Annotated in this window: 12 protein-coding genes and 1 tRNA gene; 10 read left to right on the top strand and 3 right to left on the bottom strand. The window is 37.3% G+C overall.

What is annotated here, in order from left to right:
- Positions 1–333: 333 nt before the first annotated feature.
- From sprA to queC, 3 genes are read left to right on the top strand one after another with little or no spacing between them, the layout of a single operon-like run.
- A complete protein-coding gene (sprA, locus tag NZ923_04715) occupies positions 334–6,942 on the top strand; it encodes a cell surface protein SprA (protein ID MCS7229323.1) in 6,609 nt (2,202 codons plus the stop codon).
- Positions 6,943–6,965: 23 nt separating this feature from the next.
- Positions 6,966–8,402 (top strand): pyruvate kinase, encoded by a 1,437-nt coding sequence (gene pyk, locus NZ923_04710; GenBank protein ID MCS7229322.1) that lies wholly within the window; start codon positions 6,966–6,968, stop codon positions 8,400–8,402.
- Positions 8,403–8,423: 21 nt separating this feature from the next.
- On the top strand, positions 8,424–9,125 hold the full coding sequence (gene queC, locus NZ923_04705) for a 7-cyano-7-deazaguanine synthase QueC (protein ID MCS7229321.1): 702 nt from the start codon (positions 8,424–8,426) through the stop codon (positions 9,123–9,125).
- 197 nt (positions 9,126–9,322) lie between these two features.
- On the opposite strand, the gene uvrA is transcribed toward queC, so the two are convergent.
- Positions 9,323–12,091 (bottom strand): excinuclease ABC subunit UvrA, encoded by a 2,769-nt coding sequence (uvrA, locus tag NZ923_04700; GenBank protein MCS7229320.1) that lies wholly within the window; start codon positions 12,089–12,091, stop codon positions 9,323–9,325.
- A gap of 178 nt (positions 12,092–12,269) precedes the next feature.
- On the opposite strand from uvrA, the gene NZ923_04695 reads away from it, so the two are divergent.
- Positions 12,270–12,358: transfer RNA gene (locus NZ923_04695), tRNA-Ser, on the top strand.
- Between the two features lie 7 nt (positions 12,359–12,365).
- Here NZ923_04695 and NZ923_04690 read toward each other — a convergent pair.
- Both NZ923_04690 and NZ923_04685 read right to left on the bottom strand, forming a co-directional pair.
- A complete protein-coding gene (locus NZ923_04690) occupies positions 12,366–12,836 on the bottom strand; it encodes a YbaK/EbsC family protein (protein MCS7229319.1) in 471 nt (156 codons plus the stop codon).
- 94 nt (positions 12,837–12,930) lie between these two features.
- Complete coding sequence (locus tag NZ923_04685; protein MCS7229318.1) at positions 12,931–14,685, bottom strand: LysM peptidoglycan-binding domain-containing protein; 1,755 nt, start codon at positions 14,683–14,685, stop codon at positions 12,931–12,933.
- Between the two features lie 256 nt (positions 14,686–14,941).
- Here NZ923_04685 and NZ923_04680 point away from each other — a divergent pair, with 256 nt between their 5' ends.
- Genes NZ923_04680 through NZ923_04655 form a run of 6 tightly spaced genes read left to right on the top strand, consistent with a single transcriptional unit; the run spans position 14,942 to position 19,992 of the window.
- Positions 14,942–15,961, top strand: a complete 1,020-nt coding sequence (locus NZ923_04680) for a glycosyltransferase family 9 protein (protein MCS7229317.1) — start codon at positions 14,942–14,944, stop codon at positions 15,959–15,961.
- Positions 15,954–16,748, top strand: coding sequence for a DUF3108 domain-containing protein (locus NZ923_04675; GenBank protein ID MCS7229316.1), 795 nt, complete (start codon positions 15,954–15,956; stop codon positions 16,746–16,748). Before NZ923_04680 ends, NZ923_04675 begins: the two co-directional genes overlap by 8 nt.
- Positions 16,748–17,701 carry a hypothetical protein gene (locus NZ923_04670; protein MCS7229315.1) on the top strand — a complete coding sequence of 318 codons (954 nt, stop codon included), beginning with the start codon at positions 16,748–16,750 and terminating at the stop codon, positions 17,699–17,701. The genes NZ923_04675 and NZ923_04670 overlap by 1 nt, the downstream gene beginning before the upstream one ends.
- A gap of 8 nt (positions 17,702–17,709) precedes the next feature.
- A complete protein-coding gene (locus NZ923_04665) occupies positions 17,710–18,594 on the top strand; it encodes a CPBP family intramembrane metalloprotease (GenBank protein ID MCS7229314.1) in 885 nt (294 codons plus the stop codon).
- Position 18,595: 1 nt separating this feature from the next.
- Positions 18,596–19,153: a DUF2007 domain-containing protein gene (locus tag NZ923_04660; GenBank protein MCS7229313.1), complete on the top strand. Its 558-nt coding sequence runs from the start codon at positions 18,596–18,598 to the stop codon at positions 19,151–19,153.
- A gap of 17 nt (positions 19,154–19,170) precedes the next feature.
- Positions 19,171–19,992: a phosphatidate cytidylyltransferase gene (locus tag NZ923_04655; GenBank protein ID MCS7229312.1), complete on the top strand. Its 822-nt coding sequence runs from the start codon at positions 19,171–19,173 to the stop codon at positions 19,990–19,992.
- Positions 19,993–19,998 lie beyond the last annotated feature (6 nt).

Genomic DNA, 19,998 nt, shown 5'->3' with positions numbered 1-19,998 from the left:
CGTGAATAAAGTTGTTATAAATAAAAGACATCCAATACACCAAATAACCCTTTTCATAAGACACAATCCAATAAGTTCTTTTGCTAAAAACTTAATGAAAAATCTTCTCAATTCCAATAGTTTGGAGACTCAATTTTGAGTAGACACAAGTTGGAAAATAACTTAAACAGGTGGTAGGAAAAATTTTTCGGCTTTGTTTACTATTACGGCGATTCATCCAAAAGTTGAAATTGAAGTTTTAAAATTTTATCTTTAAGTAGTTGAAAACAAACTTAAAAGGTTGAACATAGCTGATTGCTACGCTGTTAAACATAATCGCAGGCAAATTGTCGTATGATTTCAAGAGTTTATGTAATTTTATTTATGTCTTTGCACCTTTTATTGCTTGCAGAGAATCCCAAGCAAAACTTTAACCATATCGCACAGGATAAATTATTCCCATCTGATACTACTTTAATCAGCGTTGATTCAACCGAGATTGATTCTACAGCCCGCTTAAAAATTTTCAACAAAAAATTTAAACTTAAATCTTATATCCAACTAACTTCTTCTAAACCCCATCCATTGCTTTTTGCGCCTTCAAACTTGGTTACTCGTGAGGTTTCAATTGATTCAACAGGCAGGTTTGTCAAAGTAGTTGAAAAAATCGCTGGCACAGAACGCACATTCCCACTTGTTATCCCACTTGAGAAATATATCCAGCATCGCCTTGAAGAAAATAGAAGGAAATCTTGGACTGAAATTGCACAAAGATACGAAAGAAAAGAAGAAAAAGACGATATTGAACGACTCTTCGGTAGCATAACAAATATCCAAATACCAGTTCCAGCAAATCCAATTTTAAGCATATTTGGTCCCCCAATCATAAATCTTCATATCTCAGGCGCAGTAGATATAACAGGAGCTTGGCGAAACGAGAAAACAGAACAACTTATCGTCTCACGACTTGGTAGCGTTAGAAATGAGCCAGATTTTAATCAACAAGTCCAGATAAATGTTGGCGGAACAATCGGAGATAAACTCAACATAACAGCCGATTGGAACACGCAAAGACAATTTGAGTTTGAAAATCAACTTAAAATAAGATATAAAGGTTATGACGATGAAGTGATACAAAGCATTGAAGCTGGGAATGTTTCTCTTCAAACTCCATCAGCGTTAATCGGAAGCAGCCAAGCGCTTTTCGGCATAAAATCAAACTTGCAAATTGGTCCCCTTAAGCTCACAACAATAGCAAGCCAGAAAAAAGGTGAATCTCAAGAGAGAGTTTTAACTGGCGGAGCTCAAACTCAAGAAACCAAAGTTTTCCTCTACCAATATTCACAAAAGCACTATTTTATTGACGAAAAATACATACGGACATATGAACCATACTATCAAAACAGCCCGCCTTTAAGAGTTGCTCCAGAACTGCAGGTCAAAGATATAGAAGTGTGGATCTCCCAACTTGAAAGACCAGAACCTGGGCTAACGCGTTTTGTCGTTGCTGACATAAATCTCCCACCCATAACAAACAGAGCATACTACGATAGCTTAAGGACGCAAGTTCTTCAAAGCGATCCAGGTAGAATAGAAGTTGGGCTCTTTAGAAAACTTGAACAAGGTAAGGATTACACAATTAACGCAGACATTGGAGTTATCTCGCTTAACATGGAAATTCAAGATAATCAGGCGCTCGCAATTGCATACAGAATTGAAGGTCCAACACAACTTGCAAGCGATGATACAGTTTATGGAGATTTTGTCAACTCTCTGACTGACACTGCAGCGACACTTATCCTAAAACTTGTAAGACCAAGATCACCTCAACCATCGTTTAAAAAAGCATGGGCTTTGCAATTAAGAAACATCTATCCTCTTGGTGGAGCAAGAAACATAAAAAAAGAAGGATTTGAGCTTAAACTTCTTTATAAACCAAGCCCCGACCAAGAAGAAAGAGAGGACATTGAAGGAGTAAATCTTCTCAAAGCTTTTGGCTTTGACAAATATACTGAAGATGGCTCCACTGGCTCGGACAACAAATTTGACTTCTCAGATCAAACCATTAATCCAACAAGAGGTGAGATCATATTCCCATATCTTAAGCCATTCAGTAAAGAAACACTTAAAAAGATCTTCCCCGACAAAAGCGATGAATTTATAAACTCAATCGCCTATGATGATATTTACGACACAAACCAAGTCGCAGCGAAAAACAACACAGCCAAATCTTCAAAGTTCGTAATTTCAGCAAAATTAACAAGCGATATCCAAGCAACTTATAACCTTGGTTTTAATGTAGCGGAAGGAAGCGTGCAAGTTTACTTAAACGATAGACGGCTCACCGAAGGCGTTGATTACAGAGTTGATTATATACTTGGACAGTTGACAATTACAAATCGTGAGGCTTTGCTCCCGGGGGCGAACTTAAGAATAAAATACGAAACGAACGATCTCTTCTCCTTCGCATCAAAGACAATGCTTGGGGCTCGCGGAGATATTGATATAAGCGAGAACACGAAATTTGGCTTCACACTTATGAACTATGCGCAACAAAGCCTAAGCGATAAAGTTAGATTAGGTGAGGAGCCAATAAGTAATACAATGCTTGGTGTTGACTTCTCAACGAGATTTAATTCGTTTAAACTTTCCGAGATGTTCAACATACTTCCAGGCTACCAAGCGAAGCAAGATGCATTGTTCTCACTTCGCGGTGAATCAGCTTTTATAATTGCTGATCCTAATACGAGAAAAAGCACAATAGCTGGTGATAATAAAGAAAGCATTGTATATATTGACGATTTTGAGGGCTCAAAAAGACTTATTTCATTTAGTTTAATTTCAAGCCATTGGCATTTCTCAAGCCCCCCTGCTCTTATGCCTTTGCTTGGAGAAAACAGAAAAGAAGCGATCTCAGATTCGGTAAAAGTTCAAAGAAAAGCATACCTTGCTTGGTTTAATATACCTCAATCCGTTAGAATAACCGAAGTATGGCCACAAAAAAGAGTCGCACAAGAGGAACAATTTATAACTCCACTTGACATTCAATTTTTCCCCGATCGTCGCGGTCAATACAATTATACCAATAGATGGGACTCAATCAAGAATTTCCCTCGCCAAAATTGGGCAGGAATGATGCGAGTTCTTCCATACTTCTCCACAGACCTAACAACAGAGAACATAACATTCATTGAGATTTGGTTCAAAATCATAGGAAATCCCGGACCAAACGCAAAAATGTTAATAAACCTCGGACAAATCTCTGAAGAAGTTATACCAAACAGAAAACTTGACACAGAGGATAAAAACGGCAACTACCGGCTTGAACCCGAAGAAGATGTTGGACTTGATGGAATGACAGATCAGGAAGAAAAAGCAAGATACCCATACCTCGGGGATGACCCAAGCCAAGACAATTTTGACTATTCAAATTTTCTAATGAGAAATGGAACTGAAGGAAATAGAAACTTTTATCCAGAACCAAACCAAGAAGACCTTAACCGAAATCACATACTTGACCTTGTAAATAACTATTTTGAATATGAAATTCCTCTTGACACCGTAAATAATCCATACATAGCTGGTGGTGGCTCAAATGGATGGTATCAGCTCAAAATTCCACTTTCATCTTACACTCGCATAGTTGGAAATCCAAGCTTCACACTTATTGAGTTTGTAAGAGTCTGGTTTACTGGCTTTGATAATACCTCAATGATTAGAATTGCCGAATTTAATCTTGTTGGAAATTATTGGGAAGAGCTTGTCAAAAACGATGAAATTTTCAAAGTTACCGTCGTAAGCGTTGAAGATAATCCAGGTTATACTCCACCTCCGGGCGTACAAAGACCAAGAGATAGAACAAGACCAGATCAACAAATTGAAGGAAATGAACAATCACTTGCCTTTATAATCCGCAACTTACCAGATGATACCCTTCGCTTCGCAATGAGAAGATTTCCACAACGACTTGATCTTTTCAACTATAAAATTATGCGACTCTTCGTTCATGGAGACAGAAACTTCTACTTTAGAGATACGACTGATTATTCAGCTGAAGTTTTTGTATGGATTGGAACAGACACTTCAAATTATTATGAATATCGTCAGCCGATATGGCCAGATTGGGATACAAGGAATAATATTCAAATTGTTTTTGATCATCTTACTGCTTTAAAACAAGCTCGTGACTCGGTAAATCAACCAGTAAAAAGAACCCCCGTGCCAGATGGACCTCCAGGAGCGACTTATTGGCTTAAGGGAAATCCATCTTTAACAAATGTCACATTCATTGCAATTGGCGTTACAAATCCTAAAAGCAAAGGACCAATCTTGCTTTCTGGCGATGTTTGGGTAAATGAACTTCGCCTTCTGAAAGCAAACGACGCACTTGGCTGGGCATATAACTTATCCGCACAACTTAATGTCCCTGAACTTATGAGCCTCAATTTTGGAATTGCAAGAAGAAGTCCCGAGTTTAGAGGATTATCCGATAAATTTGTTAATTCCTTCGCTCGTGTTTTATCAACAAATTGGTCAATAGCGACAACTCTTAATCTTGAAAAAATTCTCCCAACATCGTTGAGCTCATCTATCAGAATCCCATTTACATATTCAAGAGCTGAAAACATCGGAATTCCGAAATATATCCCTGGCAAAGATATACTTGCGGTAGAAGCTGCAAATCGTTTGAGGCAAATGGTCATTGAAAACGGCGGAACAAAGGAAGAAGCGGATAGAAAAGCTGATAGTTTGCTATCTGTCATTCAACAAATAAATGTCTCAGAAACTTGGGCTATCCCTTCACTTAACTTTGAAATAAACTCGCAAAAATGGTATGTCAGGGACATAATAAACAAAATAGACATGGGCTTTAACTTCAATCGCTCAAGCTTTAGAGACATAAACACCGAAATAAACAAAAGATGGAATTTCAACTTTCAAGCGAATTATTCAACAAGCATAAGACCAGTAATTCTTAAACCTTTTAAATCGCTTTTCGCTGGAGTTCCATTACTTGACGCATATAAAGATTGGGAAATTCAGCTTACACCATCCAACTTTTCAGGAACGATGCGATTTGACAGAGGACATGACAATAGAAAATTCAGGACGAAAGCGACATTTGAACCGACAACACGAGTTTTTAACGCACAAAGAGGTTTCTCTTTTGATTGGAGATTTTCAAACAATGGTTTAATAAATCCATCATTGAGATATCAAGTTGACATCGGAAGCAGTTTAGTTCACCTTGAAACTGATTCGCTTGGCAGACAAAGAAGCACTTCCGAAATCCTTGACGATATTTTCTTCAAAGATGGACTCATTAATTTTGGCAGAACATCAACACTATCGCAACAAATAAGCATAGGGACAAATCCACGAATTCCACCTATACTTGGCATAAACAAATATCTCAACTTAAATTTTAGCTATTCATCCGCGTATAGATGGCAAAATAATTTCCAACAGAGGGATCTTGGTAGAAGCGCAGGATATTCAACGAATTTAAATTTTGGATTATCATTCAGATTAAAATCTCTTGTTGACTCGTGGTTTGGAGAGGAAACGAACATTGGTCGTGGTCGGGGTCGTGCTGTTGAAACTCAAAAAGATACATCGCAAAAACCTTCAACTTTGTCATTGAAAGATGTTTTAAAAACATTGATAAAAAAGCCATTTCTTGATTATGAAAATGTTCAAATAACATTTACCCAATCAAACACATCAATAAACACAGGGCTTTACGGCGAAAGACCTGGAATGGGGAATCTATGGTCATGGCTTCCGCTTATGAGTGATAAAATTGAATACGGTCCATCTCTTCTTTACCAACTTGGGCTTGTTTCCGATCCAAACGGGAAAATTCAACTTGCACCGAAAAAAGGATTTCCATTTTTTGGATTTGAGCAAACCCCAGGATTAAGAGCTCCGAACGGAAATCTTGATGATAATTACACACAAAACAATAGAATTTCAATAACCACATCCCGTTCCCTCTGGCAAGGTGCTTATCTTGATCTAAGCTGGAACATTGGATGGAATTATCAAAGAAATCAAAGAATTATAACCGATTCACTTGGGGTTCCAAAGGTTGCTTCATTTGCGAGTTTTGCATCAATTAGTCGCTCGTTCTTCACACTACCACCAGTTTTCATATTTAGTGTTTTCAAAAGTGGGATGAAATCCGTTGCATCAAAATACTCCGAACTCAAACTTGATCCAAAAGATAAACGAAGCGATGACGAAAAGCTCGCACAAGCTTTTGAAGAAGGTTTTGAAACATTGCCACTTTTGAGCAAACTTTTCGGCGGATTTTTCCCACGAGTCAACTGGAGGTTAAGATGGGACGGACTTGAAAGATTATCGCTCTTTCAATCATTTGCGACGCGCGTTTCCCTTGAACATGCGTATACTTCTAACTTTGAAAAAAGATGGAGGAGTTTCATCGGACAGGGGCAAACATTTGAAGGTGAAAGGGCTGGATATGATTTCAATCCACTCATCGGACTTAACATTACCTTTAAGCCACTATGGCGGGGAAATCTAACGGGCGGTTTCAGATACATCACATCAACTAATTATGACCTCAACTTTTCTGCGAAAGCGATCGTTGAGACATTTAGGAGAGAAATCGCTATCAACTTTAATTATTCAAAGCGTGGTTTCAATTTACCGATTTTTGGACTTTCGCTCAAAAACGATGTTGATATAACATTTACTTATTCATCATCCAAAAACTCAAGAAAGACATATCAAGCGCGAAATCTTTCTGAAGCGTTGCCATTGGATGGGATCTTGAGGACAACGATGGAGTTAAGATTCCGCTATATGTTAAGCACTCGCGTCACAGGTTCATTGTTCTATCGGATGACGAAATCAAAATCAGATTCAAGAAGCACATTTATACCAGGCTCAACTATAAACGAAGTTGGAATTGATCTTAACATTTCAATTGGGGCATAATCAAAAACAAATTTTCTCAAGCAATGGAAAAATTTTTGAATTTTGAAAATATCAGAAGAACGAAGATAATTTGCACGCTTGGTCCTGCGGTAAACACGATTGAAAAAATCGTTGAGCTCATAAACGCTGGGATGGATGCAGCAAGATTAAATTTTTCCCACGGCGATTATGAAGAACACTTGAAATTTATAAAATTACTCAGAGAAGCTTCCACGATAACCGGAAAACCGATCCCGCTAATTCAAGACCTTCAAGGACCAAAGATAAGAACTGGAAAATTGAAAGCTGAACCAATAGAACTTAAATCAGGAAAATTTGTATATCTTTCCTCTGAACCGATTGAAGGAGATGGTGAAATAATTCCAATCCAATATGAATACCTCGCTGATGATCTTAAACCTGGCGACACGATCTTGCTTGATGATGGATTGATTGAACTTAAAGTCGTTGCGATTGAAACGAGAAAGGTCAAATGTGAAGTCGTAGACGGGGGAATTTTAAGATCACATAAAGGTGTTAACTTACCTGGTGTTGATGTTCGTATCCCGTCACTTACCGAGAAAGATATTGAAGATTTAAAGTTTGGACTTGAAAACGGTGTTGACTATGTTGCGATGTCATTTGTCAGGAAGAAGGAAGATATAATTGAACTTTTACACAAAATGGAAAGTTTCGGAAGAATTGTTCCAATTATTGCAAAAATTGAGAAAGTTGAAGCAGTTAAGGCAATAGATGATATAATTGAACTTGCAGATGCGATAATGGTCGCAAGAGGTGATCTTGGAGTTGAACTTCCAACCGAAGATGTCCCTATTTTACAAAAAATGCTGATAAAGAAGGCAAACAAAGCTGGAAAACCAGTTATCACTGCAACGCAAATGTTAGAGTCAATGGTTTCAAACCCAAGGCCAACGCGTGCTGAAGCAACAGATGTTGCAAATGCCGTCCTTGATGGAACAGACGCAGTGATGTTAAGTAGCGAAACATCAATTGGCGAATTTCCAATTGACGCCGTTAAAGTTATGGACAGAATAATAAGAACGACCGAAACACAATATAAATTTTATGAACCAATTTTTGATTTAAACCTTAAGCTAAAAGACGAGGTTGATGCAATAGGAAGAGCTGCTTGCCTACTTGCTCAACAGTTAAACGCAAAAGCAATCGTTACTATAACACATACAGGTGCAACTGCTAAAGCTATCTCAAAATACAGACCATCAGTTCCAATAATTGCCCTTACAGATAGCGACGAAGTCGTCAAGCGATTAAACTTAATTTGGGGCGTAGTTGGAATTAAACTCAAAGAAATTTCAGAAACGGATAAGACGATAGAAAACGCAAAAATTCAATTGAGAGAAAGTAAAATTTTGAACAGCGGTGATCTTATAATTATGACAGCTGGCATTCCGCTATTCCAAAGAGGCTCAACGAATATGATCAAGGTTGAAAAAATTTAAAAACTAATTTTTTTCAAAGATATGTCTGAAAGGGAAATCGCGGTTGTTCTCGTAAGCGGTGGACTTGACTCGTGCGTTACAGCTGCAATTGCACACTCGCTTGGTTATGAACTTGCCTTCTTGCACCTAAACTATGGGCAAAGAACCGAAAAAAGAGAACTAAAAGCCTTTCATGATATAGCCGATTACTACAATGTAAAGAAACGATTAGTTATAAATGTTGAACATTTAAAATTAATTGGTGGCTCAAGCCTAACCGACGAGAATATACCCGTTGAAAAAGCCGATTTAAAGCGAACTACTATTCCCTCAAGTTATGTCCCGTTTAGAAACGCAAACATTCTTTCAATTGCGGTTTCGTGGGCTGAAGTGATAAATGCTACGAAAATTTTCATAGGCGCAGTTGAAGAAGATTCTTCTGGCTATCCAGATTGTCGGAAAGAATTTTACAAAGCATTTAACGAAGTAATAAGATTGGGAACGAAAGCTGGCGCAGAAGGAAAACCAATTGAAATAGTTACGCCAGTAATAGATATGAAAAAAGTTGATATAGTCAAAAAAGGGGTTGAGCTTAATGCCCCATTACATTTGACTTGGAGTTGCTATCAAAGAGAGGATGTTGCCTGTGGTGTTTGTGATAGTTGTGCACTGCGACTTCGTGGTTTTCAACTTGCTGGGATTGAGGATCCAATTCCATACGAAATCAAACCCGTCTACATATAGAAAGGTCTGGGCTCAGTCCCTCTCGGGAGCTTTACCCAGACCCTTAAAAAAGACGAAGCAGAACCTCCCCCCAGAGGTCCTCGCTTCAAAATGATCAATTTAATTTTCCAACAATAATATAACTTATGTTCCATCTTTGTTTCATTGACAAAAATCACAAAACGAATAATCGTGTGGCAAGATTTTTGATATCAACTTTAAAGATATTTTCTCAAGAATTGTCCCGTATACGAATTTGGATTTTGTGCGATCTCCTCTGGCGTGCCAACAGCAACAACATATCCACCCCTGTCACCAGCTTCAGGCCCGAGGTCAATTATCCAATCAGCACATTTTATCACATCCATATTATGTTCAATCACAATGATTGAATGTCCAGCATCAAGAAGTGAATTGAAAGATTTCAGAAGCTTAGCTATGTCATCAAAATGAAGCCCTGTGGTTGGTTCGTCAAAGATAAATAATGTGTGTGGGCTTGTCTCAGATACGAGAAGATGTGCGGAAAGTTTCACTCGTTGAGCTTCCCCACCAGATAGGGTATTTGCCGGCTGGCCAAGCTTTATATACCCAAGCCCAACAGATTCAAGAACTTTTAACTTTTCAACAACTTTTTTATGCCCGCGGAAGAACTCAATTGCTTCTTTTACGGTCATATCTAAGACATCGCTTATATTCTTTCCCCTATATTCAACCTCAAGTATTTCAGGTTTATACCTCTTCCCATTGCAAGATTCACAAGGTAAATAAATGTCTGCAAGAAATTGCATTTCAACTTTGACATATCCTTCCCCTTCACATGTTTCACATCTTCCTCCCGAAACATTAAATGAAAAATGCTTTGGAGTATATCCCCTGACCTTAGCAAGATAAGTTGATGCAAAAATTTCTCTTATTCCATCAAATGCTTTAACATAAGTAACTGGATTTGAACGAGGCGTTTTACCAATTGGTGATTGATCAACCATTTCAACAGCGTCAACCAATTCATAACCTTCAATTTTATCAAATTTGCCAACTTTACCTTCATAACTACCATCTTTCATCTTTTTAAGCGATGCGTAAAGTATATCGTGAACAAGTGTGCTTTTGCCAGAGCCACTTACTCCTGTGACACAAACAAACACATTCAAAGGAAATTCCACATCTATATTTTTCAAATTATGCTCTTTCGCACCACGAATTATTATTGAATTTCCTGGTTTTGGTTTTCTTCTCTCTTTGGGAACAGGTATTTGCAAACGCCCACTTAAATATCTCCCTGTTAAGGAATTCTCATCTTTCAATAAATCTTCATATTTCCCTTGGAAGACAATTCTACCTCCGTTTTCACCAGCTCCAGGTCCAAGATCAACTATATGATCAGCGGATTCAATAACTTCCTTATCATGTTCAACTACTATGACCGTGTTGCCATTTTCCTTGAGTGAATGTAAAATTTTTATAAGGCGATGGGTATCGCGCGGATGTAGCCCAATGCTTGGTTCGTCAAGAATGTAAAGAGTTCCAACGAGAGAAGAGCCAAGCGCTGTTGCGAGATTTATCCTCTGTGCTTCCCCGCCCGAAAGAGTACCTGATAATCTATCAAGCGTCAAATATCCAAGTCCAACCTCGTTAAGATACTTTAACCTTTTTCTAATTTCCGAAAGTATACTTGCCGAGACCGCCTCTTCATATTCTGTTAACTTAAGATCGTGAAAGAAAAGAAATGCTTCTTCAATTGACATTTTTACAACATCAAAAATTGTCTTTCCTGCAACTTTAACATTTAACGCCTCTTTCCTTAACCTTGAACCACCACATAAATCACAGGTGATATAGATTCTATATCTTGAAAGCATCACTCTGTAATGAACTTTATATGAATTTTCCTCAAGCAACCTGAAAAATCCGATTACACCTTCAAATCCATCGTAGCCATTTTTTATAATTTCAATGTGCTCTGATTTTAAATCTTTAAACGGAACATCAACAGGAATTCCAACTTTTTTAGCAATACGCAATAAATCCTTTTGAAACCATGAAAATTTTTCGCTTTTCCATGGGTAAATCGCTCCTTCTTTTATGCTCTTCGTTTTATCTGGAACAAGCGCGTCCCAATCAATCCCGCTTGTTCTACCAAAACCTTGACACTGAGGACATGCACCATACGGATTATTGAAGGAAAATAATCTTGGTTCAGGTTCCTCATACTCTACATTGCAATAAGCACATTCAAAATGAGCACTAAATTTGAAAATCTCGTTGGTATCAAGAACTTTTACAACAAGATAACCATGTCCTTCATTAAAGCCCATTTCAATTGAATCAAACAACCTCGTCTCATCCATATCAGAGCGAACAGTAAGCCGATCAACGAGGACATAAATTTCCTCTTTTTTAAGTTTTTTATAATCGCTCAACTTGTTTAAATCAATAAGTTCATCCCGAACTAAAATCCTATAGAAACCTTTCTCTTTAAGGGCTTCAAATTCCTCTTCAATCGTATGTCCTTTGTGCATCTGCAAAGGAAAGAGAACATAAATTTTGCTTCCTTCCGGAAGATGCTTTATTTTATCCACAACAAAAGTTGGAGTATCCTTCTGAACAAGATTTCCACATCTTGAGCAGTATGTCTTCCCTATCCTTGCAAACAAAAGGCGAAGATAATCGTATATCTCTGTCATTGTTGCAACTGTTGAGCGTGGATTTCGTACCGTTGACTTTTGATCAATTGCGATCGCCGGTGCAATTCCCTCAATTAAATCAACATCTGGCTTGCTCATTCTCTCAAGGAACTGTCTTGCGTAGAAAGACAAACTCTCAACATATCTTCTTTGACCTTCGGCATATATAGTATCAAAAGCAAGGGATGATTTACCAGAACCACTTACGCCTGTAAAGACAATAAGCTGATTCTTGGGAAGTTCAATATCTATATTTTTCAAATTGTGAACACGAGCACCTTTAATGACAATTTTATCACTCATCTTTAAAGTCTGGAAAAGATTTTATTTCACAATTTCGCCGTTAATTTAATCTAAAGCAAAAAATGAAACAAGTTTGATGAGTTTGATTGCGAAGAACATAAAATCTTCAAGTGATAAGGTTTTGAATGGAGTTAGATTGTATCTTTGGCTTTATTTTTTTAAATTTGAAACGCAATCAGGAGGGGTGCCGGAGTGGATGATCGGGGCGGTCTCGAAAACCGCTATCCCGCTAAAGCGGGATCGTGGGTTCGAATCCCACCCCCTCCGCTTTACTTTACAAATGCTCACTTATATCGCAAAATACAGGATCAACAAGCCGAATATAGTCAGCCATCTTCATCTTCACAACATCATTGTGTGTTCCTCCATTAAAACTTATCTCATCATTCGCCTTAAATTTTTCATCAACATAAACTGGTATATTGTATAAATTTCCAAATGGTGGCATCGCCCCAGTTTCACAATCCGGAAAAATCTGCTTAAACTCTTCCTCGCTTGCTAAAACTAATTGCTCAACATTTAAAACTTTCTTCGCTTTCTCAAAATTTACCTTATGATCAGCCGGAACAACAAGCATGAAAAATTTCCCATTTGATTTAACAATCACACACTTTGCAAACTCCTTACCTTTGATATGAACACTCGCTGCAACCTCCTGCGAAGTGAACGCTGTTGAATGAATAATGGTAATATACTTCACCCCATTTGAATCAAGATAACTTTTCAACTTCTCACATATCGCCATGATGAAACCTCCATTTTAAATTTATTATCTTTTCAGCAGGTCAGTCAAGGAAGTATTTCAACCTAAAAAAATTTATCCACAAAAATTCAAAAAATCAATCGCTTCCCCCAGATGCCGAAGAATTTGTGTAAATGATTATTCTTTGTCCTTCTTTTATCAAATTTCCCCTCAAACGATTCCATCGTTTGATCTCACCGACACTGACATTGTATTTTTCGGCGATTGAATATAAAGTATCGCCTCTCTTTACCCGATGAACAATTTTACCATTACTTTGTGCCCTAACAAAGTCATTTCTATTGCTAACGCTGATATTTTTTCTCTTTGAAGTTTCAGCGTAATTAGAACGATAATTTGAAATATCCGGAATCAATAAAACTTGTCCAACCTTCAAGGATCTCGGTTTTATTTTCGGATTGAAACTATAGAGAATCTCCAACGGAACCCCATATTTTCTTGCGATCTTATTTAGCGTTTCACCCCTTTTTACAGTATGAACTATAAAATTTCTCTTTTCATCATCAGGTAGGGCTTGATAGTTTGCAATAAAAATTTCTTTTTTTCCTTTGGGAATTCTAAGCGTATATTTATGTGGCGGAGTGTATCCGCGAATAAGTTCAGGATTCATCTCCAATAATGTTCCTAAATCGGTTTCAGCGCATTCCGCAATTTTTTTCAAACTAACGCTTGCATCAACGACAACCTCATCATATTCAATTCTTTCATCAAGTGGTTCAGGCGGCTGAAATCCATACTTTTGAGGCTCAAGAGCTATTAAAGTTGCTGCTATATATTGAGGCACATAATTTCTTGTTTCCCTTGGTAAATATCTTCTTATTTTCCAAAAATCAGATACTCCAGCCCTTCTTATCGCTCGTTGAACCCTTCCAGCACCGGAGTTGTAAGCAGCTATTGCAAGGTGCCAATCACCAAATAAATCGTATAAATCTTTCAAATGTTGCGCTGCTGCACGCGTTGACTTTTCTGGATGTCTTCTCTCGTCATACCACCAGTTTGCTTCAAGTCCATATAGTTTACCTGTGCCCCTTATGAACTGCCATATTCCAACTGCTCTTGCCCTTGAAACAGCAAATGGACTTACCCCACTTTCTATCATGCAAAGATAAATCAACTCCTCAGGTAAACCATGTTCTGCAAAAATTCGCCTAAACATTTGCATGTATTTCCCCAAGCGATTTAACCACAATTCCATGTAATACCGTCCCTCGTTCTGAAAATAATTAAGGTAGCCTTGAACATACTCATTTATCACAAGCGGAACCGTGGTTTTAAGAGTTGGGCGTTCCTCAATATCAATTTTAACTTTTGCTGTGTCAACGGCTTCAGCTATTTGATTGAGTTTGTCTTGAATGTTTGAGATATACTCCTGTAGAGAAGTTTCTTGAAAAAGTGAATCAAATTTTGAAACATACTTTTGATAAAGAAGGAGGACATTCGCACTTATGTTTTCAAAGTCTTTGTTAAGTTCAATTTCGCTCGTCCTTGAAACCTCATCAAGTTTCTCCACAGCTAAATGTATTATATCAAGCGCAGATATCGTATCCCCCTGTTGTATATACCTAAGGGCAAGTTCATAATCCCTTTTTATCTCGCTTAGTAACTTAGCAGTCGTCAGGGAATCATAAATCAAAACATCGTTCTTTAAAAGTTCCTTTTGTCCGTGAGATAAATTACCGAAAGTATCAGGGCTAACTGTGAAGGTTGAGTCAACAAGTGCACAAACACTGGATGTATCTGATGGGTTTGAGGTGCGGATTTCTTTAATTGTTGCTTCTTTTACAGCACAACCATAAAGAAAAATAATAAGCAGTAAAAACCTTTTGTGCATCTCACCTCCACAATTTTTAACAATTTTTATCCAACAGTTAAGATATTAATTTCAAAAAACAAAATCAAGATAAAATCACGCCGAACCAGCGTGAAAATATCAAACGATCATTTCAGAAACCAACGTAAACATCAAAATAGCCCCATTCTACATTCACTGCTTGCCTGTATTCACTCAACAAGTTAAAAACAGAATTGTTTTTTAATAACGCTTAACTTATATTTTATCAAGCGAAAAAAATCTGTAAACATTAGAATTGCGAAAATCAAACGCAACTAACATACTTGTTTGCCGAACTGACAAAATTGGAGATGTCATATTAACATTGCCGGTTGTGAACGCATTAAAAGAATTTTTCAATGCGCGAATAACATTCCTTGCAAGCAAATATACTTCTGAACTTTTAGAAGGACATAGAGCAATAGATGAGATAATGATTTATGATAACAGCGAGAGTGTTTTTAAACTTGCGAAAAGGATAAAGCAAAAAAATTTTGATCTCGCGATAGTTGTTTTCCCAGTTTTTAAAATTGCCCTAGCATTATGGCTTGCTCGCGTCCCGGTGAGAGTTGGGACTGGTTATAGAGCATTTTCCTTTCTTTTTAACAAAAAGGTTTTTGAACATAGAAAATATGCAGAAAAGCACGAGGTTGAATATAATCTAAACTTAATCAAGGCAATCGGCGTAAGCATCAAAGAGATCAAATTTGACATTTATATCCCTGATCAAGCATTTGAAAATGTAAAGAAACTTTTAACTGCAAGAAACATAACCGATGAAAACTACATCGTGATTCACCCCGGAAGCAAAGGATCAGCGCGTGATTTAAAGCCAGAAAAATTTAGAGAACTTACCCAGAAACTTGTTGATGAAGGATTTAAAATTATTTTAACTGGAAGTGAATCCGAAAAAGAACTTGCAAATTTTGTCGGTGATGGTTTAAAAAATGTTTTCAACTTTGCTGGTCTATTGAATTTAAAGGAGCTTTCGGCACTTATAAAAAATGCTTCGCTTTTTATCTCAAATTCAACTGGACCGATCCACATAGCGAGTGCTCTCGGAACACCCGTCGTTGGATTTTATGCACCTGTAAAAGTAATGAGCCCAAGGAGATGGGGTCCCTACACGGAAGATAAACTTATTTTCAAACCAAATGTCCCTTTTGAGTGCAAAAAATGCATCGGGAAGAAATGTCCCTTCTTTGACTGCATGGATATGATAAAAATAGATGATGTTGTAAAAGCAATAAAAGAAAAAATGAAGGTTGATGTTTAAGAAAGTTTTTTTGATCTTTGCTCTGTTTATTTTCGGAGCTCTTAAACAGAACATCACTGAAAAGCCACCTGAACTTAACATTAGGAAAATTGAACACAACGCTTTCAAAGTTGGAGAGCGACTTCTTTACGATGTTAAATATAAGTTTATCAAAGTTGGCGAAGCCGAGATCTCCATCCCAGAGATAGTTGATTATAATGGCCGTAAATGTTATCGTGCTGTCTTCAGAGTTTGGTCATTACCTTTCTTTTCAGTGTTTTATAAAGTTGAAGATAAGTACGAGAGCTTAATTGATGTTGATGGAATTTTCCCTTGGAGATTTGAGCAACGCATAAGGGAAGGAGGATACAAACGAGATTTTTACGCTGAATTTGATCATGTCAACTTGATTGCGAGAACATCTGAAGGAGTTTTCCCGATCCCACGATATGCACAAGATGTTTTCTCTGCTTTTTACTACGCAAGAACACAAGATTATTCTGATAAAAAGCCCGGCGACAGAATGAAACTTGAAAATTTCTACAGAAACAAAACATATCCTCTTGAGATAAAATATCTTGGCGAGCAAACTGTAAAAGTTAAAGCTGGTACTTTCAAGTGTGTCGTAGTAGAACCTCTTATAGTAGAAGGAGGACTTTTCAAAGCCAAAGGTAGATTTTTGCTATGGATAACGAACGATGATAAAAAAATTCCAGTAAAAATGACCGCCGAAATACCCATCGGAGATATAGACGGAGAATTGAGAGCATTTGAAGGTGTTGAAAAGATAGGTGCTAAAATAGACTGATGAAATCAAAATATGAAAAAATTGACCTTTCAAAGGTCAAGACGATCTCAATCAAAAATAGAAAGAGCAAAGTTAACACAGCAGAGTTCGCAAAAGTATTTGATCCGAAAACACAAAGCTTCGTTGATTTTGTTGACTCGCTCCCAGAAATACTTGTAGCAAAAGATTTAAAAATTCTTGTTGATAAGATTGTAAACGCATATAGGAAAAATAAACTTGTCGTTTTCCTAATAGGAGCTCATGTTATAAAAGTTGGGCTTGCCCCGCTTTTGATTGAGCTTGGGAGGTTGGGAGTTTTAAAAGCTCTCGCTATGAATAGCGCAACTGCTATACACGATATTGAAACAGCTCTTTTTGGACAAACCTCTGAGGATGTAGCGGAAAACATTATGGATGGAACATTTGGAATGGCGAAAGAAACAGGTGATTTTATAAATCTCACACTTGAACATTATTACAAAACCTCTGATCTTGGCTATGGTGAAGCGCTCGGGAAAGAGCTAAATGATATTAATGCACCAAATAAAGATTACAGCGTGCTTGCTTCACTATACAACATGAATATACCTGTTACGGTTCACGCAGCTATCGGGACAGATATCGTTCATCAACAACCGACGATGAATGGTGCAGTCACTGGCGAGATGAGTTTCCGCGATTTCAAGATTTTATGCAATGTTTTGAAAAACCTTGATTCCGAAAGCGTTGTCGTAAACATCGGTTCAGCAGTTATAATGCCAGAGGTTTTCCTGAAGGCTCTCACAGTTGTCCGCAATCTTGGATACAATGCCTTTGGTTTCACAACTGCAAACTTTGATATGCTAAGACATTACAGACCAACGGTTAATGTCGTTCAGCGTCCAACCCAAGGTGGCGGACAAGGTTTTACGATAACAGGACATCATGAGATTATGATCCCTCTTTTTGTTGCAATGATAAAAAGTAAAATCTAAGATAAATCATGGACGAAAACTTTGAACAAGAAAAAATTCAACCCAAAAGCTCGCTTAAGTCATCTCCAATCACGATGACATTGATTGCGCTTGGAACTGTATTTGTCCTTTATCAATTTTTTGGTGCTGGCCTTGCACTCCTCTTATTTGGAGAACTTGACGAAGAAAATGTCCAAGGCTTTAGATTGATAACCATGTTTTCGCAATTTATGTTTATTTTTGTCCCAACCTTGATTTTCGCACGATGGCAAGAAACTGAATATAAAGAAATTTTCAAGCTTAAAGCTCCAACTTTACCCGAGATAATCCTCACAATAGTTGGAACTTTATCGCTTCAAAACATAGCCCAAATTTATCTCTACATTCAAGATATTTTGCTACCGATTGAGGAACTTTCCCCCATTTTTGAAACATTGCGCAAGATGATGGAACAAACCTATTCAATTTTAATATCAGCAAGATCATTGGTTGAGTTTGCATTTGTCGTTCTTGTCGTCGCATTTACCCCCGCTGTGTGCGAAGAACTTCTCTTCAGAGGGCTTGTGCAACACAATATATCAAAAGCAAGTAATTACAAACTTGGCTTTGTTATAACAGGAGTGATCTTTGCAATGTATCACATAAACCCTTTTAGCTTTATACCGCTTATAGCGCTTGGAGTTTACTTCGGATATTTAGTTTACAAATCTGGCAGTATATATCTTTCAATAATCGCTCACTTTGTTAATAACTTCAGCGCCGCTTATTTTTACTATGCCTTCGGAAAGGAAGGAATTATCTCTTCTCAAACTTCGCTTTTGCCTATGATAGGGTTTTTCTCAATAGCAATTTTCATCGGCTCAATTTATGCTTTTGAAGTCATATATTTAAACAAAATTAAATCCGAGAATTAAAATGCCGAAATGTCCACTTTGCGGATTCACATACCCTGATGGAGTAACTACTTGTCCAGATTGCGATATAAATTTAATTGAAGAAAAACCAGAAATCTGTATCTATTGCGGTTCTGAAATAGAACCTGGGCTTCCCTATTGCCCAGAATGTGGCAAAATTTTCATCACGCGAATTTTTGAACCCGAGGATGAAATTGAGTGCGACGAACATTTTGATAAACCTGCCGTTGGAATCTGTGTTGTTTGTGGTAAACCTGTATGCAAAGAATGTTCCGTTGAAGTTGATGGGAAAATTTATTGTAAAGAAGGAAACCACCGCCAATATGACGAAGATTGGGTTGTTGTTTATACCACTCAATATGAATATGAAGCTGAAATGTTAAAAGCAAACATTGAAAGCGCTGGAATTCCATGCGTCGTGTTCTCAACAAAAGATCATGCTTACTATACGACGATCGGATTTGGAATCGTTAAGGTGCTCGTTCCAAAAAGCAAAAAAGAGATCGCTTTAAGGATAATTGAAGATCTTCGGTACCAAGATGAAAACTTTTATGAATAAAAAAATAGAATGAAAAATTGAGCAGCTTAAAAACTCGCCTTGCCGTTGCTTTTATTGGCATTCCGTTGATATTTTTTATAACGATATATGGTAAACTTCTCTTTCTTGCCTTTGTTTTAATTATATCAGTTTTAGCAACATATGAGTATTACAACCTTGTCAAGCGAAAAAATACTGCGCCTATTTTTTTAATCGGTGCGCTTTCTACCCTGTTGATTGATTTGACTTTTTACATTGGAAACCTTCAATATCTTTTAGTAATTTTGATCACAACAGTTTTATTAACCGGGCTTGTTGAATTGTTTAGGAAACCACAATTTCCAAATTGGTCCGCAATATCAAACTTCGCAACGACCTTGTTTCCAATTTTTTATATTAGCTTGTCATTGGCAACGCTCATTGGACTTAGAGAGATGAAAAATCTTGACTATTTCAAATCTGGCGTCTTCGTGCTCTCAATCTTTGCAATTATCTGGATTTGCGATACAGCAGCATATTTCATCGGTGGATCGCTCGGCAAAAGAAAACTTTATGAAAGAGTCAGCCCTAAAAAAACAGTTGAAGGATTTCTCGGAGGTTTAGTTTTTGCCTTTTTATCTTCTTTTATCACAAAGTATTTCATCGTGGATTTTTTGACTGAAATAGATGCCATTGTGATAGCGATAATAATTGGGGTTCTCGGACAACTTGGCGATCTCGTAGAATCTTTAATAAAAAGAGATGTCGGAGTTAAAGATTCTTCAAACATCATCCCCGGACATGGTGGCATTTTTGACAGATTTGATAGTTTGATTTATGTTGCCCCATTCGTTTATATTTACTTTGTGATCTTCAAATAAATTTAA

Source organism: Candidatus Kryptonium sp. (genome assembly GCA_025060635.1).
In the GTDB taxonomy this organism is placed as follows: domain Bacteria; phylum Bacteroidota; class Ignavibacteria; order Kryptoniales; family Kryptoniaceae; genus Kryptonium.
The sequence above is the reverse complement of the archived record's forward strand: the minus strand, read 5'-3'. Positions and strand labels throughout refer to the sequence as shown.

Excerpts from the sequence above, each read along its gene's own strand:
- sprA (MCS7229323.1), top strand. The coding sequence starts at position 334 with ATGATTTCAAGAGTTTATGTAATTTTATTTATGTCTTTGCACCTTTTA.
- pyk (MCS7229322.1), top strand. The coding sequence starts at position 6,966 with ATGGAAAAATTTTTGAATTTTGAAAATATCAGAAGAACGAAGATAATT.
- queC (MCS7229321.1), top strand. The coding sequence starts at position 8,424 with ATGTCTGAAAGGGAAATCGCGGTTGTTCTCGTAAGCGGTGGACTTGAC.
- uvrA (MCS7229320.1), bottom strand. The coding sequence starts at position 12,091 with ATGAGTGATAAAATTGTCATTAAAGGTGCTCGTGTTCACAATTTGAAA.
- NZ923_04690 (MCS7229319.1), bottom strand. The coding sequence starts at position 12,836 with ATGGCGATATGTGAGAAGTTGAAAAGTTATCTTGATTCAAATGGGGTG.
- NZ923_04685 (MCS7229318.1), bottom strand. The coding sequence starts at position 14,685 with ATGCACAAAAGGTTTTTACTGCTTATTATTTTTCTTTATGGTTGTGCT.
- NZ923_04675 (MCS7229316.1), top strand. The coding sequence starts at position 15,954 with ATGTTTAAGAAAGTTTTTTTGATCTTTGCTCTGTTTATTTTCGGAGCT.
- NZ923_04670 (MCS7229315.1), top strand. The coding sequence starts at position 16,748 with ATGAAATCAAAATATGAAAAAATTGACCTTTCAAAGGTCAAGACGATC.
- NZ923_04665 (MCS7229314.1), top strand. The coding sequence starts at position 17,710 with ATGGACGAAAACTTTGAACAAGAAAAAATTCAACCCAAAAGCTCGCTT.
- NZ923_04660 (MCS7229313.1), top strand. The coding sequence starts at position 18,596 with ATGCCGAAATGTCCACTTTGCGGATTCACATACCCTGATGGAGTAACT.